The sequence below is a fragment of the Microbispora hainanensis genome, from assembly GCF_006874475.1.
GTDB lineage: Bacteria > Actinomycetota > Actinomycetes > Streptosporangiales > Streptosporangiaceae > Microbispora > Microbispora hainanensis.
Genome location: NZ_VIRM01000007.1, coordinates 1 through 18,151, shown reverse-complemented (window position 1 = coordinate 18,151; position 18,151 = coordinate 1). Strand labels below are relative to the sequence as shown.

The 18,151-nt window shown below is 73.2% G+C and carries 12 protein-coding genes; 9 read left to right on the top strand and 3 right to left on the bottom strand.

Annotated features, from left to right (window positions below; translation table 11 throughout):
• Window position 1: 1 nt before the first annotated feature.
• A complete protein-coding gene (locus FLX08_RS07885) occupies window positions 2-907 on the bottom strand; it encodes an ABC transporter ATP-binding protein (protein WP_142617557.1) in 906 nt (301 codons plus the stop codon).
• Between the two features lie 191 nt (window positions 908-1,098).
• Here FLX08_RS07885 and FLX08_RS07880 point away from each other — a divergent pair, with 191 nt between their 5' ends.
• From FLX08_RS07880 to FLX08_RS07850, 7 genes are all read left to right on the top strand, one after another.
• Complete coding sequence (locus FLX08_RS07880; protein WP_142617556.1) at window positions 1,099-1,914, top strand: SDR family oxidoreductase; 816 nt, start codon at window positions 1,099-1,101, stop codon at window positions 1,912-1,914.
• A gap of 67 nt (window positions 1,915-1,981) precedes the next feature.
• Complete coding sequence (locus FLX08_RS07875) at window positions 1,982-2,842, top strand: haloalkane dehalogenase (protein WP_142617555.1); 861 nt, start codon at window positions 1,982-1,984, stop codon at window positions 2,840-2,842.
• 251 nt (window positions 2,843-3,093) lie between these two features.
• Window positions 3,094-4,725: a TIGR02677 family protein gene (locus tag FLX08_RS07870; protein WP_142617554.1), complete on the top strand. Its 1,632-nt coding sequence runs from the start codon at window positions 3,094-3,096 to the stop codon at window positions 4,723-4,725.
• Complete coding sequence (locus FLX08_RS07865) at window positions 4,722-6,272, top strand: DUF2398 family protein (protein WP_244312479.1); 1,551 nt, start codon at window positions 4,722-4,724, stop codon at window positions 6,270-6,272. The genes FLX08_RS07870 and FLX08_RS07865 overlap by 4 nt, the downstream gene beginning before the upstream one ends.
• Window positions 6,269-10,717, top strand: a complete 4,449-nt coding sequence (locus FLX08_RS07860) for an SbcC/MukB-like Walker B domain-containing protein (protein WP_142617553.1) — start codon at window positions 6,269-6,271, stop codon at window positions 10,715-10,717. The genes FLX08_RS07865 and FLX08_RS07860 overlap by 4 nt, the downstream gene beginning before the upstream one ends.
• Entirely contained in the window at window positions 10,714-11,979 is a 1,266-nt protein-coding gene (locus FLX08_RS07855) for a TIGR02679 family protein (RefSeq protein WP_142617552.1), read from the top strand. Before FLX08_RS07860 ends, FLX08_RS07855 begins: the two co-directional genes overlap by 4 nt.
• Before the next feature lie 59 nt (window positions 11,980-12,038).
• The gene (locus tag FLX08_RS07850) at window positions 12,039-13,733 is read left to right on the top strand and encodes an AMP-binding protein (protein WP_142617551.1); all 1,695 of its coding nucleotides are present in this window, start codon (window positions 12,039-12,041) and stop codon (window positions 13,731-13,733) included.
• A gap of 14 nt (window positions 13,734-13,747) precedes the next feature.
• Here FLX08_RS07850 and FLX08_RS07845 read toward each other — a convergent pair whose 3' ends face one another.
• The gene (locus tag FLX08_RS07845) at window positions 13,748-14,650 is read right to left on the bottom strand and encodes an oxidoreductase (RefSeq protein WP_142617550.1); all 903 of its coding nucleotides are present in this window, start codon (window positions 14,648-14,650) and stop codon (window positions 13,748-13,750) included.
• 27 nt (window positions 14,651-14,677) lie between these two features.
• Window positions 14,678-16,111 (bottom strand): MFS transporter, encoded by a 1,434-nt coding sequence (locus FLX08_RS07840; RefSeq protein ID WP_142617549.1) that lies wholly within the window; start codon window positions 16,109-16,111, stop codon window positions 14,678-14,680.
• A 215-nt stretch (window positions 16,112-16,326) separates the two neighbouring features.
• Here FLX08_RS07840 and FLX08_RS07835 point away from each other — a divergent pair, with 215 nt between their 5' ends.
• Both FLX08_RS07835 and FLX08_RS07830 read left to right on the top strand, forming a co-directional pair.
• Entirely contained in the window at window positions 16,327-16,905 is a 579-nt protein-coding gene (locus FLX08_RS07835) for a TetR/AcrR family transcriptional regulator (protein ID WP_208761318.1), read from the top strand.
• Between the two features lie 385 nt (window positions 16,906-17,290).
• Window positions 17,291-18,151: sugar ABC transporter substrate-binding protein (locus tag FLX08_RS07830; RefSeq protein WP_208761317.1), on the top strand; the 861-nt coding region annotated here is incomplete at its 3' end.

The following is an 18,151-nucleotide window of genomic DNA, read 5'->3' as shown; positions in this document are numbered from 1 at the left end:
GTCACAGCTCCTTGGCGGTGAGGTCGAGGTAGGCGTCGTCGAGGGAGGCGCTCTCGACCCGCAGGTTGCGCGCGGCGATGCCGTTGAGCGCGAGCATGGACATCAGCGCATCGACGGTCTCGTCGGTGCCGGTGACGACCAGCCGGTCCCCGTCCAGGCGTCGTACGGAGCGGATCGCGGGCAGTGGGGCCAGCTCGGGGTCGTCCAGCCTCCGCGAGGGGGTGAAGGAGACGACCGTGGCGCCCCCGGTGCTCTCGACGAGCCCTGCGGGCGTGTCCAGGGCCGCCAGCGTGCCCGAGCGGAGGAGGGCCACACGGTCGCACAGGTGCTGCGCCTCCTCCATGAAGTGCGTCACGAGGACGACGGTCACGCCCTCGTCGCGGAAGCCGCCGACGAGGTGCCAGGTGTCGCGCCGCGCCTGCGGGTCCAGCCCGGTGGTCAGCTCGTCGAGCACCACCACCTTCGGGCGGCCGATGAGCGCGAGGGCGATGAACAGGCGTTGCTTCTGACCGCCGGACAGCTTCTCGAAGCGCACGCCCAGCCGGTCGGTCAGGCCGAGCCGCTCGACGAGGCTCCGCCAGTCCGCCGGGCGCGGATAGAAGGCGCTGTAGAGCTCCAGGGCCTCGCGTACGGTGAGCTTGCCCTGCAGGTCGCTGTGCTGCAGCTGGACGCCGAGGATCGGGGTGACCCGCTTCCGGTCGGCCACGGGGTCCAGGCCGGCCAGCCGGACGCGCCCGCCGTCGGGCGTGCGCAGCCCCTCGATGCACTCGACGGTCGTGGTCTTGCCCGCCCCGTTGGGGCCGAGCAGGCCGAAGATCTCGCCTTCCTCGACGGCGAAGGACACGCCGTCGACCACGGTCCGGCCGCCGTAGGACTTCCTCAGCCGGTCCACCTCGATGATCGCCATGCCTTGAGGATCGCCCGCCGCGCCTTCCTCGGGCATCGTCCGCCGCGCTGGAGTCCGCATCGGCCGATCGGTTGATACCGGCGTACGACCATGTGTGAGTCGGTCCACTTACTGAGGAGTGGACAAGGAGTCTCCCGGGCCGCTACGGTTCTTCTCAGTCAGTCAGCTAACTAACTAACTGAGGAGCAATCATGATCGTGGTGACTGGTGCCACCGGAAACGTCGGCGGCCAGGTCGTCGCTCTGCTCGCCGCCGCGGGCGAGCGGGTCACCGCCGTCTCCCGTCGCACCGCCGACCTGCCCGAGGGCGTACGGCACGTGCGGGGCGATCTCGACGACCCCGCCGGGCTGAAGGACGCCTTCGACGGCGCCGACGCGCTGTTCCTGCTGGTGGCCGGTCAGGACCCGCAGGCGATCCTCGACGCGGCCCGGGCGGGCGGCGTCGGGCGTGTCGTCCTGCTGTCCTCGCAGGGAGCGGGCACCAGGCCGGAGTTCTACCGCCACCCCGTCGCCTTCGAGGACGCGGTGCGCCGGTCCGGCCTGGAGTGGACGATCCTGCGGCCCGGCGGCTTCCACTCCAACGCCTACGCCTGGGCGGAGTCCGTGCGCGGGAGCCGTACGGCCGCCGCTCCGTTCGGCGACGTCGGCCTGCCGACCGTCGACCCGGCCGACATCGCGGAGGTCGCCGCGACCGTCCTGCGCGAGGACGGGCACACCGGCCGCGTCTACGAGCTGACCGGCCCCGCGCCGACCACGCCGCGGGAACGCGCGGCGGCGATCGGCGCCGCGATCGGCGCGCCGGTGCGGTTCGCCGAGCAGACCAGGGAGGAGGCCCGGGTGCAGATGCTCCGGTTCATGCCCGAGCAGGTGGTGGAGGGGACCCTCGCCATCCTGGGGGAGCCGGCGGACGCGGAGCGGCGGGTCAGCCCCGACGTCGAGCGCGTCATCGGCCGTGCTCCCCGGTCGTTCGCCGACTGGGCCGGCCGCAACGCCGCCGCCTTCCGATGAGCCCGGCCGAGCCCGATCGGAACGGCGGGCGATCGAATCCTGAACTCAACCTTTGAAAGGACCTGTCGTGCCGGTTCAGCACGTTCTCGGCTCCACCATCCACTACCGCGACACCGGCACCGGGGCGCCGATGGTCTTCCTGCACGGCAACCCCACCTCGTCCCACCTGTGGAGGCATGTCATCCCCGCCATCGGCGGGGGTCGCCGGCTGGCCCCCGACCTGATCGGCATGGGCGAGTCCGGCAAGCCCGGCATCGCGTACACCTTCGCGGACCACGCCCGCTATCTGGACGCCTGGTTCGACGCGCTCGGCCTGGACGACGTCGTCCTCGTCGGCCATGACTGGGGCGGCGCGCTGGCCTTCGACTGGGCCGCCCGGCATCCGGACCGGGTGCGGGGCATCGCCGTCACCGAGACCATCGTCAAGCCGATGACCTGGGAGGAGTTCCCCGAAGGCGGCCGGGAGCTGTTCGCGGCGATCAAGACCGAGGGCGTCGGGGAGAAGATGATCCTCGACGACGACGCCTTCATCGAACAGGGACTGCCGGGCACCGTCGCGGCTCCCCTGGACCCGAGCGACCTGGCCGTCTATCGCAAGCCGTACCCGACGCGGGAGAGCCGCCTGCCGCTGCTGCGGTGGGCGCGCTCGATGCCGCTGGGCGGCGAGCCCGCCGACGTGGTGGCACGCGTGGAGGCGTACGACGCGTGGCTGGCCGCGAGCCCGCAGGTGCCGAAGCTGCTGCTCGCCTTCGCGCCCGGGCCCGGCACGATGGTGCACCAGGACATGATCGACTGGTGTGCGGCCACCTTCGCCGGCCTGGAGATCCGGCGCTTCGACGAGGTCGCCGGGCACCACACCCCGGAAGACCACCCGGAGCTGATCGCCGCGGCCGTCGCGGACTGGGCGGAGGCGCACGGGCTCCGGTGACACCGGCGGCGGCGCCGGTCCGGCCCGGTCCGGCCCGGTCGGGCCGCTCGGCTCCCGGCAGACGACCGTGTCAACCGGCGGCCACAGCGGGGACGCCTGGCGTGGGTCCCCGCCCCGCGCGAGTCGCAACTGTCGGTGCCCTCCAATACGGTCTTCTCGGCACGCGGAGCCCCGCCCGTCTCTCCTGGTGGGCGGGACTCCGCGAACGGGTGGGTGCGGAGACGGATCGGTGACACGGATCGGGGGACCGGATGGCGGACCGCAGGGCGTTGGACCTCGACTCGCTGGCGATCAGCGATCGGTTCAGGCTGTTCAACTTCACCAGGCGCGACGACCATGTGGCCTATCTCTGGGTCCTGCGGGCGATGGACCGGCTGCGCGAGGTGCACCAGGTGCAGGTGGACGCCGGGCAGGTGCAGGCGGCCCTGAACGAGCTGGCCCGGCTCCACGACGAGGTCCCCACGTTCGACGGCAACCTGCGCGACCGGCTCGACGCCCTGCACGCGGACGGGGTGCTGCACCGGTTCGACGACGCGTCCCGGGCCGGCAACCTCGTCCGCTACCGCAACAGGCAGTCGGTCTACCAGTTCAGCGAGCTCGGCTACTGGGCGTACACCTCGGTCGAGGGGCTGCTCGCGGCCCGCATCCAGGACGCCAACCTGTCGCGGCTGGTCTTCTCCGACATCCTGGAGGACCTCAAGGCGCTCGCGGCGGCCAACCGCGCGGGGGAGGGCGAGCAGGTCTACCGGCGGCTGTCGCGGCTCGACTCGGTGATGGAGGACATGGGGCGCCGCTCCGCGCACTTCCACGTGACGCTGGGCGAGATCATCCGGTCCACCGACGCCTCCCCGGAGACGTTCCTGCGCTACAAGAACGCGCTGCTGACGCACATGTCCGAGTTCATGGCGGAGCTCGACCGCTACCTGCCCCGCCTGGCCACGGCCGTACGCGACGTCGAGGCGAGCGGCCTGGTCTCCCTGCTCGACCGGGCGGCGGCCGCCGACGAGCGGCCCTTCATGGACCGCCACGAACGGCTGGAGGACTGGCGCCGCCGCTGGTCGGTCCTGCGGGCGTGGTTCGCCCCGGAGGGGCCGGAGGAGTCCCGCGCGGCGGAGCTGCGCAACGCGACGCGCATCGCGGTGTCGGGGGTGATCGCGCTGCTGCGGCAGATCTCGGAGGCGCAGCGCGGCGGCGTCAACCGGGCCACCCAGCTGCGGCACCTGGCCGAGTGGGTCTGGAACGCCCCGGACGAGGGCGCCGCCCACGCGCTCATGGGCGCGGCGTTCAACCTGCGGAGCGCGCGGCACCTCGGCACGGCCCACGAGGACACCGAACAGATCTCGCCCAGGTCCACCTGGTGGGACGCGCCCGGAGTGGAGGTGTCGGTCACGCTCTTCCGCAGCGGCAAGGCGCCCACGCCCGGCGTGCCCACGCCGGTGCGCGGCAACCCGGGCGCGCGGGCGGCGCTGCGCCGCGAGCAGGCCGCGGAACGCGCGGCCGAGCGCGAGGCCGCCGGCCACCTGACCGAGCTGGGCGCGCACGGGCGGGTGCTCGACGAGGCCGAGACCCGGGTGCTGCTGAAGCTGATGACACGGGCCTTGGAGGGCCGGACGGTCGTCGCCGGCCGCCTGAGGAGAGGCTCCGGCGCCAACGACGCCCTGATGGTGCGGCTCGTGCCGTGCGACACCGGGAGTGCCGTGCGCACCGCGCAGGGACTCCTCCACCTGCCCGGGTTCCGGGTCGAGCTGGCCGGGCGGACGCCGGTGGGGGGCTCGGGAGCGGTCGGTTCGAGGGCGGCGGATTCGGCAGCGGGTTCGGGAGCGGCGGGTTCGGGAGCGGCGGGTTCGGGAGCACGGGGTTTGGAAGCAGGGGGTGCCCGGTGACGACGCCTCGCACCCGGGTCGCCGCGGGCGTGTCGGTCGCCGACCTCGGCTCCTACCAGCAGGCGGTCCGCCGCGTGCTGACCTGCGACCTGATCACCAAGGACCGGCCGCGTCCCGGTGTGCTCGACCAGGTGCTGCGCTGGGCCGACGAGATGACGCGCGACTTCCGCGAGCTGCTCGGCTACACGCTGATCGCCACCACCCACCACGTGCGGCTGGTCCGCCATCTCGACGTCCTGGACGAGACGCAGCGCTCGATCTTCTCCCGCAAGGGCAAGCCGTTCGACCGCCGCCGGCTGGCCTATTTGTGCCTTGTGCTCGGGTCGTTCCAGCGTTCCCGCATCGAGATCAGCCTGGCCGACCTGGTGCGGGTCTTCACGCCGCTGGCCAACTCCATCGACGGCCTCGGCTTCGACCCCGGGATCGGGTCGCACAAGGCCGCCGTCGTCGACGTGCTGGGCTGGCTGGTGGACCGCGGCGCGCTCCGGCTGTCCGACGGCAGCCTGGAGTGGTGGGCGCGCGACACCGAGCGCGGCGACGCGCTCTACGACATCGACCACGACATCTGCGCGGTGCTGTTCAAGCCGGCCCGGCCGGTCCAGCACCTCACCAGCGCGGCCGGTCTGGTGCACGAGCCGCCGCACGCGAACCCGGCCCGCAGGGCGCGGCGGCTGCTCGCCGAGTTCCCCGTGGTCTACTACGCGGACGTCGAGCCCGAGGTGGCCGACGCGCTGCGTGCCCCGGGCCTCGCCGAGGACCTCGTCCGGTTCACCGGCCTGGTCCTGGAGCGGCGCGCGGAGGGCGTCATGCTCGCCGACCCGGGCGGCGTCTTCACCGACCGGCCGTTCCCGGGCCGGGGCAACGCGGTGAGCCGGGCGGCGGGGCTGCTGCTGGCGAAGATCGCCGACCTGCTGGAGGACCCCGAGCACGTGCCGGAGCCGCTGCCCGTTCCCGCGCTCGCCGACGACCAGGCCGGTCTCGTGGCGCGGATGGACGCGGGCCTGCCCCGCGACGGAGTCGTCGCCGAGCTGGCCTGGTCCCCGTCAGAGGCCGAGCCGCCGTCGCCCGGCGACCGGCCCGCGCCCGCCGAGGCGCCGTTCGTGCCGCGCAGTCGCCTGGAGGCGATGACGACGGAGCTGTACGACGAGTTCGGGGCGGCCTCGTTCACCTCCGCCTGGCAGCAGGATCCCCGGGGGCTGCTCGACGCCGTCATCGGGTTCCTCGCGGATCTGATGCTGCTCAGGCCGGTGCCGGGAGGTGTGCTCGTCCTGCCCGCCGCGCTGCGGTATCGCAACATCCGGGCCGCCCTTCCCACCCGGACGTCGGGCGGCCAGCTGGCGCTGGTGGCGCTGCCGGAGCCGGCGGCGCAGCAGGACAGCCCAGCGCAGCAGGAGACCCCAGGGCAGCAGGGCCCTTCCGGGTGGCAGGGTTCGTCCGGGCAGCAGGGTTCGTCCGGGCAGCGGGGTTCGTCCGGGCAGCAGGGTCCGTCCGGGCAGCAGGGTCCGTCCGGCCAGGAGGTTTCGTTCACGCAGGAGGAGGGGCGATGACGCCGCCGAGCGACCGGTTCCAGCCCAGCAGGGCCGGTGTGATCAACGTCTGGGACTACGTGGACGAGGAGTTCGCCTTCGCCGACGGGCGCCTGGTGCTGCGCGGGCACAACGGCTCGGGCAAGACCAAGGCGCTGGAGGTGCTCTTCCCGTTCATCCTCGACGGTGTGGCGGACGCCCGGAGGCTCGACCCGTTCAGCGGCGAGAACCGCACGATGAAGTCCAACCTGCTCTACCGGGGGCAGGAGGCCGAATACGGCTACGTCTGGATGGAGTTCGCCCCGCGGGAGATCGGGGCGGAGCCCGCCGCGACCGACGAGACCGTCACCCTCATCATCGGCATCCGCGCGCACCGGCACAGGGACGGGGTGCGGACCTCGTTCTTCGTCACCGACAAGCGCCTCGGCGTCGACTTCGGGCTGCTCGCCCCCGACTCCCGGCCGCTCACCGAGCGGCAGCTCAAGGCCGTCCTCGGCCCGGACGCCCACAGCGAGACCGCCACCCAGTATCGGGACGCGGTGGACGCCCGGCTGTTCGGGCTGGGCAGGGAGCGCTACACGCAGCTCCTTGATCTGCTGCTGGCGCTGCGCCGTCCGCTGCTGGCGAAGGACCTCGATCCCGACAAGGTCTCGGGAACGCTCACCTCGGGTCTCAGCCCTGTCGACGAGGAGCTCGTCGACCAGGCGGCCCGCGACTTCGAGAACCTCGCGGCGGTCCAGAAGCAGTTCGACGACTTCGCGGTCGCCGACGCGGCCGTGCGCGCGTTCCTGACCGACTACGTGGCCTACCTGCGCACCCATGCGAAGGCCCGGCTGGCCCGCATCCAGAGCGAGATGGACGGCGCGGTGGAGCACGCCCGCACGCTCGTGCGCGCCGAGGAGGCGCGCACGAGGGCGGCGGCCGCACGCGAGGCCGCAGCGGTGGCGGCCGGCGCGGCCGAGGCCGAACGGGAAGGGCTGGAGCGCCGCCTCGCCGCGTTGCGCGCGGACGACGCCTACCGGGCGCGGGGCGAGCTGGAGCTGCGCCGCCGTCAGATCGTCAAGACGGGCGAGGAGATCGAGCGGGAGCGTGCCCGGCTGGCGGACGGCGCCGAGCACCTGGCCGCCCTCGAAGGCGAGGCGGGCGAGCTCGCGGAGCGGCTGGAGGGCGCACGGGCGGCGATCGTCCGGCACGCCACCGAGCTCGCCGACGCGGCGGAGCGGGCCGGTGTCTCCCACGACGGAGACGGCCCGGCCGACACCGGGGCGGACCTGCTCACGACGGCGCGGGCACGCGCCACCGCCCGCAGGGACGACGTCGCGAAGGTGCGCGACGAGATCGCCAGGGTGTCGGGCGCGGAGCGGGACCGCCTGCGGGCGGAGGCCGACAGGGACAAGGCGGACAAGGACGTCGAGGAACGGGAGTCGCGGTGCGAGGCCGCCGACGCCGCGCTGGTGACGGCGCGCGACGGGGCGCGGGAGGCGCTCGACGCCTGGGCCGCCCGCTGGGCCCGCCCGGCAGATGGCCTGGCTGACGAGTCCCCGGGAGACGAGTCCCCGGACAACGAGTCCCCGGACAACGAGTTTCCGGGAGACGAGGCGGTGGCCGGGCCCGCCGACGTGGCGGCGCTGGCGGAGGCCCTCGCCCAGGCGGGAGTCCCCGGGGCGCCGTCCCTGGCCGAGGTCCACAGCGTGCGGACCGAGGAACGGCGGACCGAGGCGGCCAGGTCCGCCGAACGCCTGTCCGCCCGGGTGCGCGACCTCGCCGCCGACCTCGTCCGCCTGCGCCGCGAGCGCGAGGAGATCGCGGCCGAACGCGACGAGGCGCCGCCGCACGACGACCGCAGGACGGCGGACCGCGACGGACGCCCGGGGGCGCCGCTGTGGCGGCTCGTCCGGTTCGCCGACGGCCTCGACGAGAAGGAGGCGGCCGGCCTCGAAGGCGCACTGTACGGCGCGGGGCTGCTGACCGCCTGGGTGCACCCGGAGGCGCGGCGCACACTCGACGCCGTCGCGGTCCTGGAATCCGACGGCTACCTGCTCCCGCTTCCCGAGGAGAGCCGCCCGTCCGGCCCTACGCTCGCCGACGTCCTCGTGCCGGAGGAGCAGGACCTCGTGCCGGCGGCGGTCGTCGCGGACGTGCTGCGGTCGGTCGCGGTCGCCGACGCGATCACGCCCCACGCGGATCGGCAGGGGGATGAGCAGGGGGATCGGCGGGGAGATCGGCAGGGCGGACCGGCGCCGACGGTGAGCGTCCAGGCCCAGTTCGGCCTCGGTCTCCTCCTCGGCGCCCGGCCCAAGTCGTCACCCGAATACATCGGCGCCACGAACCGGGCCAACCGCCGCGCGGCCAGGCTCGCCGAGTATGACGAGGCGATCGGCGAGACGACCCGGGCGCACGAGGACGCCGAGCGCGACCTGGCCCGCGCGAACCGCCGCCTGGAGGACTTCGCCCGGGCCCGGCGGGAGCTGCCGTCCGTCACGGAGGTCGTCGCGGCGGTCACCCGCGTCTCCCGCGAGTCCGCGCTGCTGGCTCAGGCGAGGTCGGTGCTCGCGGACCGCCGCCGCGACCTCGACGCGACGGTGGCGCAGGTCGACGCGGCACGCAGGCGGCTTCGGCAGGTCGCCGCGGAACGGAGCATGCCCGTCGCGGAACGGGAGGTCGACGCGGTCGCGCGGGCCGTGGACGACTTCCTCACGACGGCGCAGCGGCTGCACGACGGCCGCGAGCGGGCCGCGGCCGAGGAGCGGGACCTCGCCTCGCGGCAGGCCGCCATCGCCCGGCAGCGTGAGCGGCACGACGCGGACTCCCGCGTCCTGGAGGACAAGGAGCGGGAGCACCGGGCCGACGCCGAGGAGCTCAGAGCGGGCGAGGAGGCCCTCGACGCGCCGCTCCGCGAGGTGCTCGCCCAGATCGGCGAGGCCGAGCGCCGCCTCGCCGAGGTCCGCCGGCGGTGCGAGGAGCACGCCGCCACCGCCACGCGGGAGAACGAGGCGTTCATCGTCGCGCAGAACGACCTCAAACACGGGCAGGCGTCCCTCGGCCAGGCGCTCGGTCATCTCTTCGAGCACGTCGCGGCGTTCGGGCCGTACGCGCATCCGGAGCTGCGCCCGCTGCTCGGCGTCACCGCCACCGCGCCGTGGCCCGCCCACGTCGGCTGGCCGGAACCGGCGGAGGCGGCCGCGTCGGTGGCCGCCGAGCTGTCCGCCCGCTCCGCCGCCGGGGAGACGGCCGGGGAGGGGGCCGGAGAACGAGACAGCCTGCCGCCGGACCCCGCCGCTTTGGTGGGCCGGGTGCTGCCGGGAGACGTGGCCGCGCTGCTCGACGCCTTCGCCGCGGAGATGGCCGACGTCCGCGTGCCCGGGGAGAGCGCGCTCAAGAACACCGCGAGCCGCCTGTCGGCCTCGCTGCGGACCTTCCAGGACGCGCTCGACGGCTGCGCCGAGGACTACCGCCTGGAACACGACCCCGCCGGGGTCGTCATGGTCTACGTCAGCGACGAGGGCGGCCGCAACCCGGTCGCCGCGTTCGCCCGGCGCGTCGCCGACCGCGTCCAGGAGCAGGGGATGCTGCTGGAGGAGCGGGAGCGGACCGTGCTGGAGGACGAGTTGCTGACCACGCTCGCCCAGCAGGTGCACGACCGGGTCCGCACCGCACGCGACCTGGTGCGCGGGATGAACGAGGACACCCGGTCACGGCCCATGTCGTCCGGCACCAGGATCGGCATCCGATGGGGCCGCTCCGACCGGCTGAACGACCGGCAGGTCGCGGTGTCACGGCTCCTCGACAGGGACGCGCAGGGGCTCGGCGCGGCAGGGCTGGCCGAGCTGCGCGGCCTGCTGCGGGAGATGATCCGCGACTACCGGGCCACCCATCCGCGTGCCACGTACAGGCAGGCGCTGGCCGAGGTGCTCGACTACCGCACCTGGTATGGCTTCGAGCTGGTGCTGGCCGTGCCGGGGGAGAAGGAGGTCAAGCTCACCCGGGCCAAGCACGAGGAGATGTCCGGCGGCGAGAAGTCGGCGGCCATCCATCTCCCGCTGTTCGCCGCGGCCAACGCCCTCTATTCGTCCGCCAAGCCCACGTGCCCGCGCATGATCGCATTGGACGAGGCGTTCGCCGGCATCGACGACCGCTACAAGCCCGAGCTGCTGGGCCTGACCGTGAAGTTCGGCCTCGATCTGTTCATGACCGGCCACGACCTGTGGATCCACTTCGACACCGTGCCGATGGCCGCGCACTACGACATGCACCACGACAAGAGCGCCCACGCGGTGTCGGCGATGCTGATGCTCTGGGACGGCGCCCAGACCATCGACGCCGACGCCGGCTTCTCCGGCAACGAGGAACTTGCCGAGACGCTGCTCGGCTTCCGGCCGAGCCGTCGCGCCCCCGCCCTGACCGAGGGCACCCTCCTCGCCGCCCACGGCGACGAGGAACCCGACGAGGTGGAGGCCGGCGCATGACCGTGGCCGCGAAAGCGGTGGAGCGCTACCGGGGGCCGGAGTATCGCCGCCTGCTCCAGGCCGCGCGGCGCCGCCTGGAAGGCAACGGCGGCAGCCTGGACGCTTCGATCGGCGTGAACAATCCCGACGAGGCGGAGCGCGCGGCCCTCATCGGCCTCGTCGGCTACCGCGAACCGGGCGTCAAGCGCATCGGCGTCACGCTGCGCGAGCTCGACGCCGTCGTACGCGCCGGGACCGACCTTGGCCTGGTCGACCTGCTTGAGGCGCTCGGCGGGCCGCTGCGGAACCGGCCCCGCGAGGCGGCCCGCGCACGCGCCGCCCGCGACGAGGCCGTGCGGCCCGCGAAGGAGAGCCCGCTGCATGAGACCGCGGAGTGGTACCGCGAGTGGCTCGACGCGGTGAGCCGCGACGGCACCGCGAGCCGGCTCGCCGGCCGCCCGCGCACGGCCGGGGCGCTCGCCAGGGCCGCCCGCGTTTTGCAGTTCCTGACGACGCGACCCGAGGACGACGCGGAGATCACCCTCGCCGGGCTGGCCGCCACGATCACGGGCCATCCCAAGACCCTCGACCATCCGGCCACTCTGTCCACGCTGGTGCTGCGGGCCCTGGCGATCCGCGCGGGCGTTCCGGCCCCGAGCACGGCGGAGGAGCGCCGGGATCTGTGGGACCGCTACGAGGTGGTCGCCGACGACCTCGCCAGCCGGATCCTCGTCCTGAACCTGCCTGCGGAGGGGGAGGGGCTGGGTGAGTGGCTGACGGGCGCCGCCCGCTTCGGCACGCCGTTCCAGGTCACGCTCCACCAGCTCGGCACCTTCTCCATCGCCCTGCGCGCCCCTGTGGTGCACGTGTGTGAGAACCCGGCCGTGCTGCGGCGCGCGGCGGCGGAACTCGGGCCGGACTGCCCGCCCCTCGTCTGCACCGAGGGACGCCCTTCGACGGCTTTCCATCGGCTGGCGGCGACAGCCGTACGGGGCGGGGCCCGTCTGCGTTATCACGGCGATTTCGACTGGCCGGGAGTGGACATGGCCGGTGCTGTAGCACGGCGCTACGGTGCGGAGATCTGGCGCATGACCGGCGCCGATTACCTCGCGGGTCTCGCGAACCTGGGCGATCTCCCCGAGGGTGACGAGCACCTGCGGCTCACCGGGCGGCCGGTGCCGGCACCCTGGGATCCCGCCCTCGCGGACGCGATGCGCGAGAAGGGGATCGCGGTCTACGAGGAGGCCGTCGCCGACTCCCTGCTGGCGGATCTTCGGGGGTGACACGGCGCGAGGCACGGTCGTACGTTGACCTCCGTGGCCTGCGCGACGAAGGAGTCACCGTGAGCGAGACGACCAGCACCCATGTCTTCCGGGAAGCCCGTGACCTGCTGCTCTCCTTGAGAGAGGACCCCGAGCGGGCGGCACGCGAGTTCGCCTGGCCCGTCTTCGGCGACAGGTTCAACTGGGCCACGGACTGGTTCGACGCGATCGCCCGGGGAAACCCGCGTACGGCGCTGTGGATCGTGGAGGAGGACGGCTCCGAGCGGCGCTACTCCTTCGACGAGATGGCCCGCCGGTCCGACCAGGTGGCGGCCTGGCTGGCCGCCCAGGGGGTGGGCGCGGGCGACCACGTGCTGCTGATGCTCGGCAACCAGGTCGAGCTGTGGGAGTCGATGCTGGCGGTGATGAAGCTCGGCGCGGTGATCATGCCGGCGACCACCGCCCTGGGCACGGCGGACCTCGCCGACCGCGTGGAGCGGGGGCGGGTCCGGCACGTCATCGCCAACGCGGCCGACACGCACAAGTTCGACGGCGTGCCGGGAGAGTTCGGCCGCGTCTGCGTGGGGGAGGCGGCCGGGTGGCTCCGCTATGGCGACGCCTACGCGATGCCCGAGCCGGAGCCGTTCGAGGCCCGAACCTCGCCCGGCGATCCGCTGCTGCTCTACTTCACCTCGGGGACGACGAGCCGGCCCAAGCTCGTGCGGCACACGCAGGTGTCCTATCCGGTCGGGCACCTGACGACGATGTACTTCGCCGGGGTGCGGCCGGGCGACGTGCACCTCAACATCAGCTCGCCCGGCTGGGCCAAGCACGCCTGGAGCTGCTTCTTCGCGCCGTGGAACGCCGAGGCGACGGTGTTCGTGCACAACTACTCCCGCTTCGACGCCGCCGCCCTGCTGGGGCAGATCCGCCGGGCGGGGGTCACCACGTTCTGCGCGCCGCCCACGGTCTGGCGGATGCTCATCCAGGCCGACCTCGGCGACGGGCCGGGCAGCCTGCGTGAGGCGGTCGCCGCGGGCGAGCCGCTGAACCCGGAGGTCATCGCCCAGGTGGAGCGGGCGTGGGGGCTGACGGTCCGCGACGGGTACGGCCAGACCGAGACGACGGCGCTGATCGCCAACACGCCCGGCGCCCCCGTGAAGGCCGGCTCGATGGGCCGCCCCCTTCCCGGCGTCCCGGTCGTCGTGGTCGATCCGGTGACCGGCCGGCCGGCGGACGAGGGCGAGATCTGCCTCGATCTCGCCGCGCGGCCGGTCAACCTGATGACCGGCTACCTGGACGGTGAGGAAGGGGCCATGTCCGGGGGCCTCTACCACACCGGCGACGTCGCGGTCCGGGACGCCGACGGCTCGATCACCTTCGTGGGACGCACCGACGACGTGTTCAAGGCGTCCGACTACAAGATCTCGCCGTTCGAGCTGGAGAGCGTGCTCATCGAGCACCCCGCCGTCGCGGAGGCGGCGGTCGTGCCCGCTCCCGACCCGATCCGGCTCGCCGTGCCCAAGGCGTACGTGGTGCCGGCCGCGGGCTGGGAGCCGAACCGGGAGACCGCCGGGGCCATCCTGCGGCACGCCCGTGAGAGGCTCGCGCCCTACCAGCGGGTGCGCCGGCTGGAGTTCGCCGAGCTGCCCAAGACCATCTCGGGGAAGATCCGCCGGGTCGAGCTGCGGGCCAGGGAGAGCGACGCCGCGCAGGCCGGCACCGAGCTGTCCGGGGAGTGGCGGGACGACCAGTTCCCCGAGTTGCGGTCCTGACCCGGCCGGAGGCCTCAGTGCCCCCTGTGTGCTGAGGGCCCGTGACCCAGCAGGCGGGCGACCGGCTCCTCGGTCAGCCCCACGACGCCGTCGAAGTCGGTCGAACGGCTGACGGCGGCCCAGCGCTCCGCCTCGGCCGAGCGGGCGCGAGACGCCTGCTCGGCCAGGCGCAGCGCGTCGGAGCCGAGCAGCAGCCGCAGCGGCGGCTCGTCCACGTCGACCAGCCCGGCGATCACCCTGGCCGCGCGCCGGGGATCGCCCGGCTGGGCGCCGTCCACCTCGCGCCGGTAGGCGTTGACCCGGCCGACGGTCTGCTCGTAGTCGGGTCCCACCGGCGGGATGCGCATCGACGAGCCGCCCCAGTCCGTACGGAACCCGCCGGGCTCGACGATGACCACGGAGATCCCCAGCGGGCGGACCTCGCTGTTCAGCACCTCGGAGAACCCCTCGACGGCGAACTTGGCCGACTGGTAGGCGCCGAGCCCCGGCGTGCCCCCGACCCGGCCGCCGACCGAGCCGATCTGCAGGATGTGACCGGACCGCTGCGCGCGCATCACCGGCAGCGCGGCCCTGGTCATGGTGACGACGCCGAACAGGTTGGTCTCGAACTGCGCCCGGAAGTCCTCGTCGGAGGTCTCCTCGATGGGCGAGGAGTTCGCGTACCCCGCGTTGTTCACCAGCACGTCCAGCGAGCCGAACTCCTCGACGGCCAGCCGTACGGCGCGCTGCGCCGCCGCGGCGTCGGTGACGTCGAGCGCGACGGCGCGCACCCGGTCGCCGTGGGCCCGGACGAGGTCGTCCAGCCGTTCCGGCCGGCGGGCGGTGGCCACGAGACGGTCGCCGCGTTCGAGCACCTCGTGAGCGAGCGCGTGTCCCAGGCCCCGGGAGGCGCCGGTGACGAGCCATGTCCTCTGCATGATTGTTTCCTCTTTTTCGGGTGATCTTCAGTGCGCCGCGCGCGCAGGGACCCGCTCGGCCGCCTCGGCGGCGAGCGCCGTACGGCGGCGCGCCCCCGGCACCAGCAGCGCCACGGCGACGGTGGCCGCCAGGGTCAGGGCCATCACCAGGAAGGCGGTGGTGAAGCCCGACTCGTACGGCAGGCCGTCGGGGCGCAGGTGGCCGGTGACGAGGGCACTGATCGCGGCGGTGCCGATGGAGCCGCCGATGGTGCGGATGTTGGTGTTCATCCCGCCGGCGACGGCGGTCTGGCCGGCCGGCACGCTCTGCACGATCAGGTTGGTCATCGAGGCGTAGGCCAGGCCGAGACCGAGCCCGAACACGGCGGTCGCGACGGCGAGCTGCCAGGGCCGGTCGTGCCAGAGGGCGATGCCGCCGCTCGACAGCGCGCCGAGCGCGCATCCCCACACGAGCTGGGCCTTGACCCCGGCGACGCGGGAGAGCGGGCCGCTCACCGTGCCGGCGACGGCCATCGTGACGAGCATGGGCAGCATCAGCAGCCCTGCCTCGGTCACGCTCGATCCGAATCCGTAGCCGGTCACGGCCGCCGGAATCTGCATGAACTGCGGCAGGAAGGCGTACGAGGCGAACATGCCGGCGCCGAACAGCAGCGCCACCAGGTTGGTCGTCCACACGGCCGGAAGCCGCATCATGCGCATGTCGATCAGCGGGTCGCGGGAGCGCAGCTCGACCGCGATCCACGCGGCGAACAGCACCGCGGCGCCCGTGAGCGGCACGACGACGGCGGCCGAACCCCAGCCCCAGGCGGATCCTTCGCTCAGCGGGACCAGCAGCGCCACCAGCCATCCGGACAGCAGCGCCGCGGCCGCCCAGTTGACCCGGCCGGGGGTGCGCACCGGCGACCGGGGCACGTTGCGGTACGCCAGGAACGCGGTGGCGACCACGACGATCGCCGGGATCCAGAACAGCCAGCGCCAGCCGAGGGCGTCGACGATCGGGCCGGCGAGCACGATCCCGACGCCGCCGCCGACCGCGATGACGGCCGACAGGATGCCGACGATCGAGGGCACCCGGGTGGCGGGGAACTCGTCGCGCACGATCCCGAACGACACGGGGAACACGGCCCCGCCGAAGCCCTGGATGATCCGGGCGACGATCAGCACCCCGACGTTGGGGGCGATGGCGGCCACGACACAGCCGAGCGCGATGGCGGCCAGCCCGACGAGCAGCGTGCGGTCTTTTCCGATCATGTCGGCGATGCGGCCCAGCAGCGGCGTGGCGACGGACGCGGACAGCAGCCAGGCGGTGAGCACCCAGGTCACCGCGCTCTGGCTGGTGTGGAGGTCGTGCTGGATGGTGGACAGCACGGGGCTGACCAGGGACTGCAGCAGGGAGAACGAGGCCACGGCGGCTCCCAGCGCGAGGAAGGTCAGCCGTTGCGGCGAGGTGGTGCGTGACATCGAGATCCTTCGACAGGAGGGACCGGTGCGACGAGGCGCGCCGGTGACGCCGCCCGGTTGCGGGGACGGCGCATGACAAAGCGAACGATCAGGGGGGCGACGATCAGGGGGGCGCGGGCAGGGGAGACGCGAACGCGAATGCCCGCCTGCTAAAGTCGAGGCGTGCCTCCACATTAGCGGAGGTAAGCCTCCGGTTCAACCTCGGGAGGAGACCGGTGAAGGACAAGGCGGCCGAAGGCCCCCGGACGAGGGTGCGACGCCCCCAGCGCGCCGACGCGCGGCGCAATTTCGACGCGCTGCTCGCCGCCGCGCGGGAGGCGTTCGCGGAGCGCGGCACGGATGCCTCGCTGGAGGACATCGCCCGGCGCGCCGGCGTCGGCATCGGCACGCTCTACCGCAACTTCCCCACGCGGCAGGACCTGTTCGACAGCGTCTACCTGGACGAGATCGACGAGCTGTGCGACGCCGCGCGGCAGGTCGCCGACCTGCCGCCGTGGGAGGCGCTGGCCGCCTGGCTGCGCCGGTTCGTGGACTACGTGGCCACCAAGCGGGCCATCCACGAGGCGCTCAACCGCGACTCGGAGATGATGCGGTCGTGCCGCGCCGCGATGTACGAGGCGGGGCAGCCGTTGTTCGACCGGGCGCGGGAGGCCGGGGTGATCCGCGGCGACGTGACCTTCGACGACGTCCTGCGGATGATCTCCGGCATCACCGGCGGCGGGTTCGTCGACGACGACCAGCGTGAGCGGGTGCTGGGCATGGCCCTCGACGGCCTCCGGGCCCGCCCGGCCTGAATTCTTGAGCGAAAATGCCGGGCGAGGTCGTCGGCGCCGCCCGGCTGAGGTGTCCGGCCCGGCGACGGCGAGTCCACGCTGGGTCGACCTGCGCGGTTCGGGTCGAGAAGACCGAGGGCGCGCTCACATCGGGGCATCGAATCGATTCGGCGAATCGATTCGACCGGACGATAAGCGCGCTGTCGCCAACGGTCAAAGGACCGGAAACCGTTCCGGCACACCATCGTCATCGCGTCGGCGCGCCCCCTCCAGGCGGGCGTCTTCGCAAATCGGGCCGCGTACCCCATTGACGCGTGTGCCGGGCCGGGCCTATCGTCGGCGAACCGATTCGCCGAACCGATTCGACTCCGATCGGAAACAGGCGCGTAACGCTAGGAGGTCACGCATGAGACCAGGGTCAAGCGGCCGGCGTGCGGCCGGGATGGGTGCGGCGGTCCTCGTGGCCGCAACCGGGCTGGCCGCCTGCTCGTCACAGCCCGACGGCACCGGCGCCTCCTCGGCGGGTGCGAGCCAGGCCGCCGGGGGCGGGACCTACACGATCTGGGACCCCTACCCCCAGTACGACAAGAGTTCCGACTGGGTGAAGCTGCTGGACACGTGCGGCACCCAGGCGGGAGTCACGGTCGAGCGGACCGGCTACGACACCACCGACCTGACGAACAAGGCGCTGCTGGCGGCCCAGCAGGGCAACTCGCCGGACGTGCTGATCGTGGACAACCCGGTGGTCTCGACGCTGGCCGAGGCCGGGGTGCTGACGACGACCGAGGAGAACAAGCTCGACGTCGCATCCATCGCGCCGAACCTGCTCGCGGCCGGTCAGCTCGGCGGCAAGACGTACGGCATCCCGATCGGGGCCAACACGCTCGCGCTCTACTACAACAAGGAGGTGCTGAAGAAGGCCGGGGTGGACGCCGACGCGGTGAAGGACTGGGCGTCGCTGACGGCGGCGCTGGAGAAGGTGAAGGCGGCGGGCAAGAAGGGCATCACGTTCTCGGCGATCGGCACCGAGGAGGGCAGCTTCCAGTTCCTGCCCTGGTTCTGGGGCTCCGGAGCGAATCTCACGAAACTGGACTCACCCGAGGGTGTCTCGGCGGTGGCCCTGTGGGCCGACTGGCTCAAGAAGGGCTATGCGCCCAACTCGGTCATCAACAACACGCAGACCACGAGCTGGCAGGAGTTCGCGACCGGAGACTTCGCCTTCGGCGAGAACGGCACCTGGCAGCTCGCCAACGCGAAGAAGACGGGC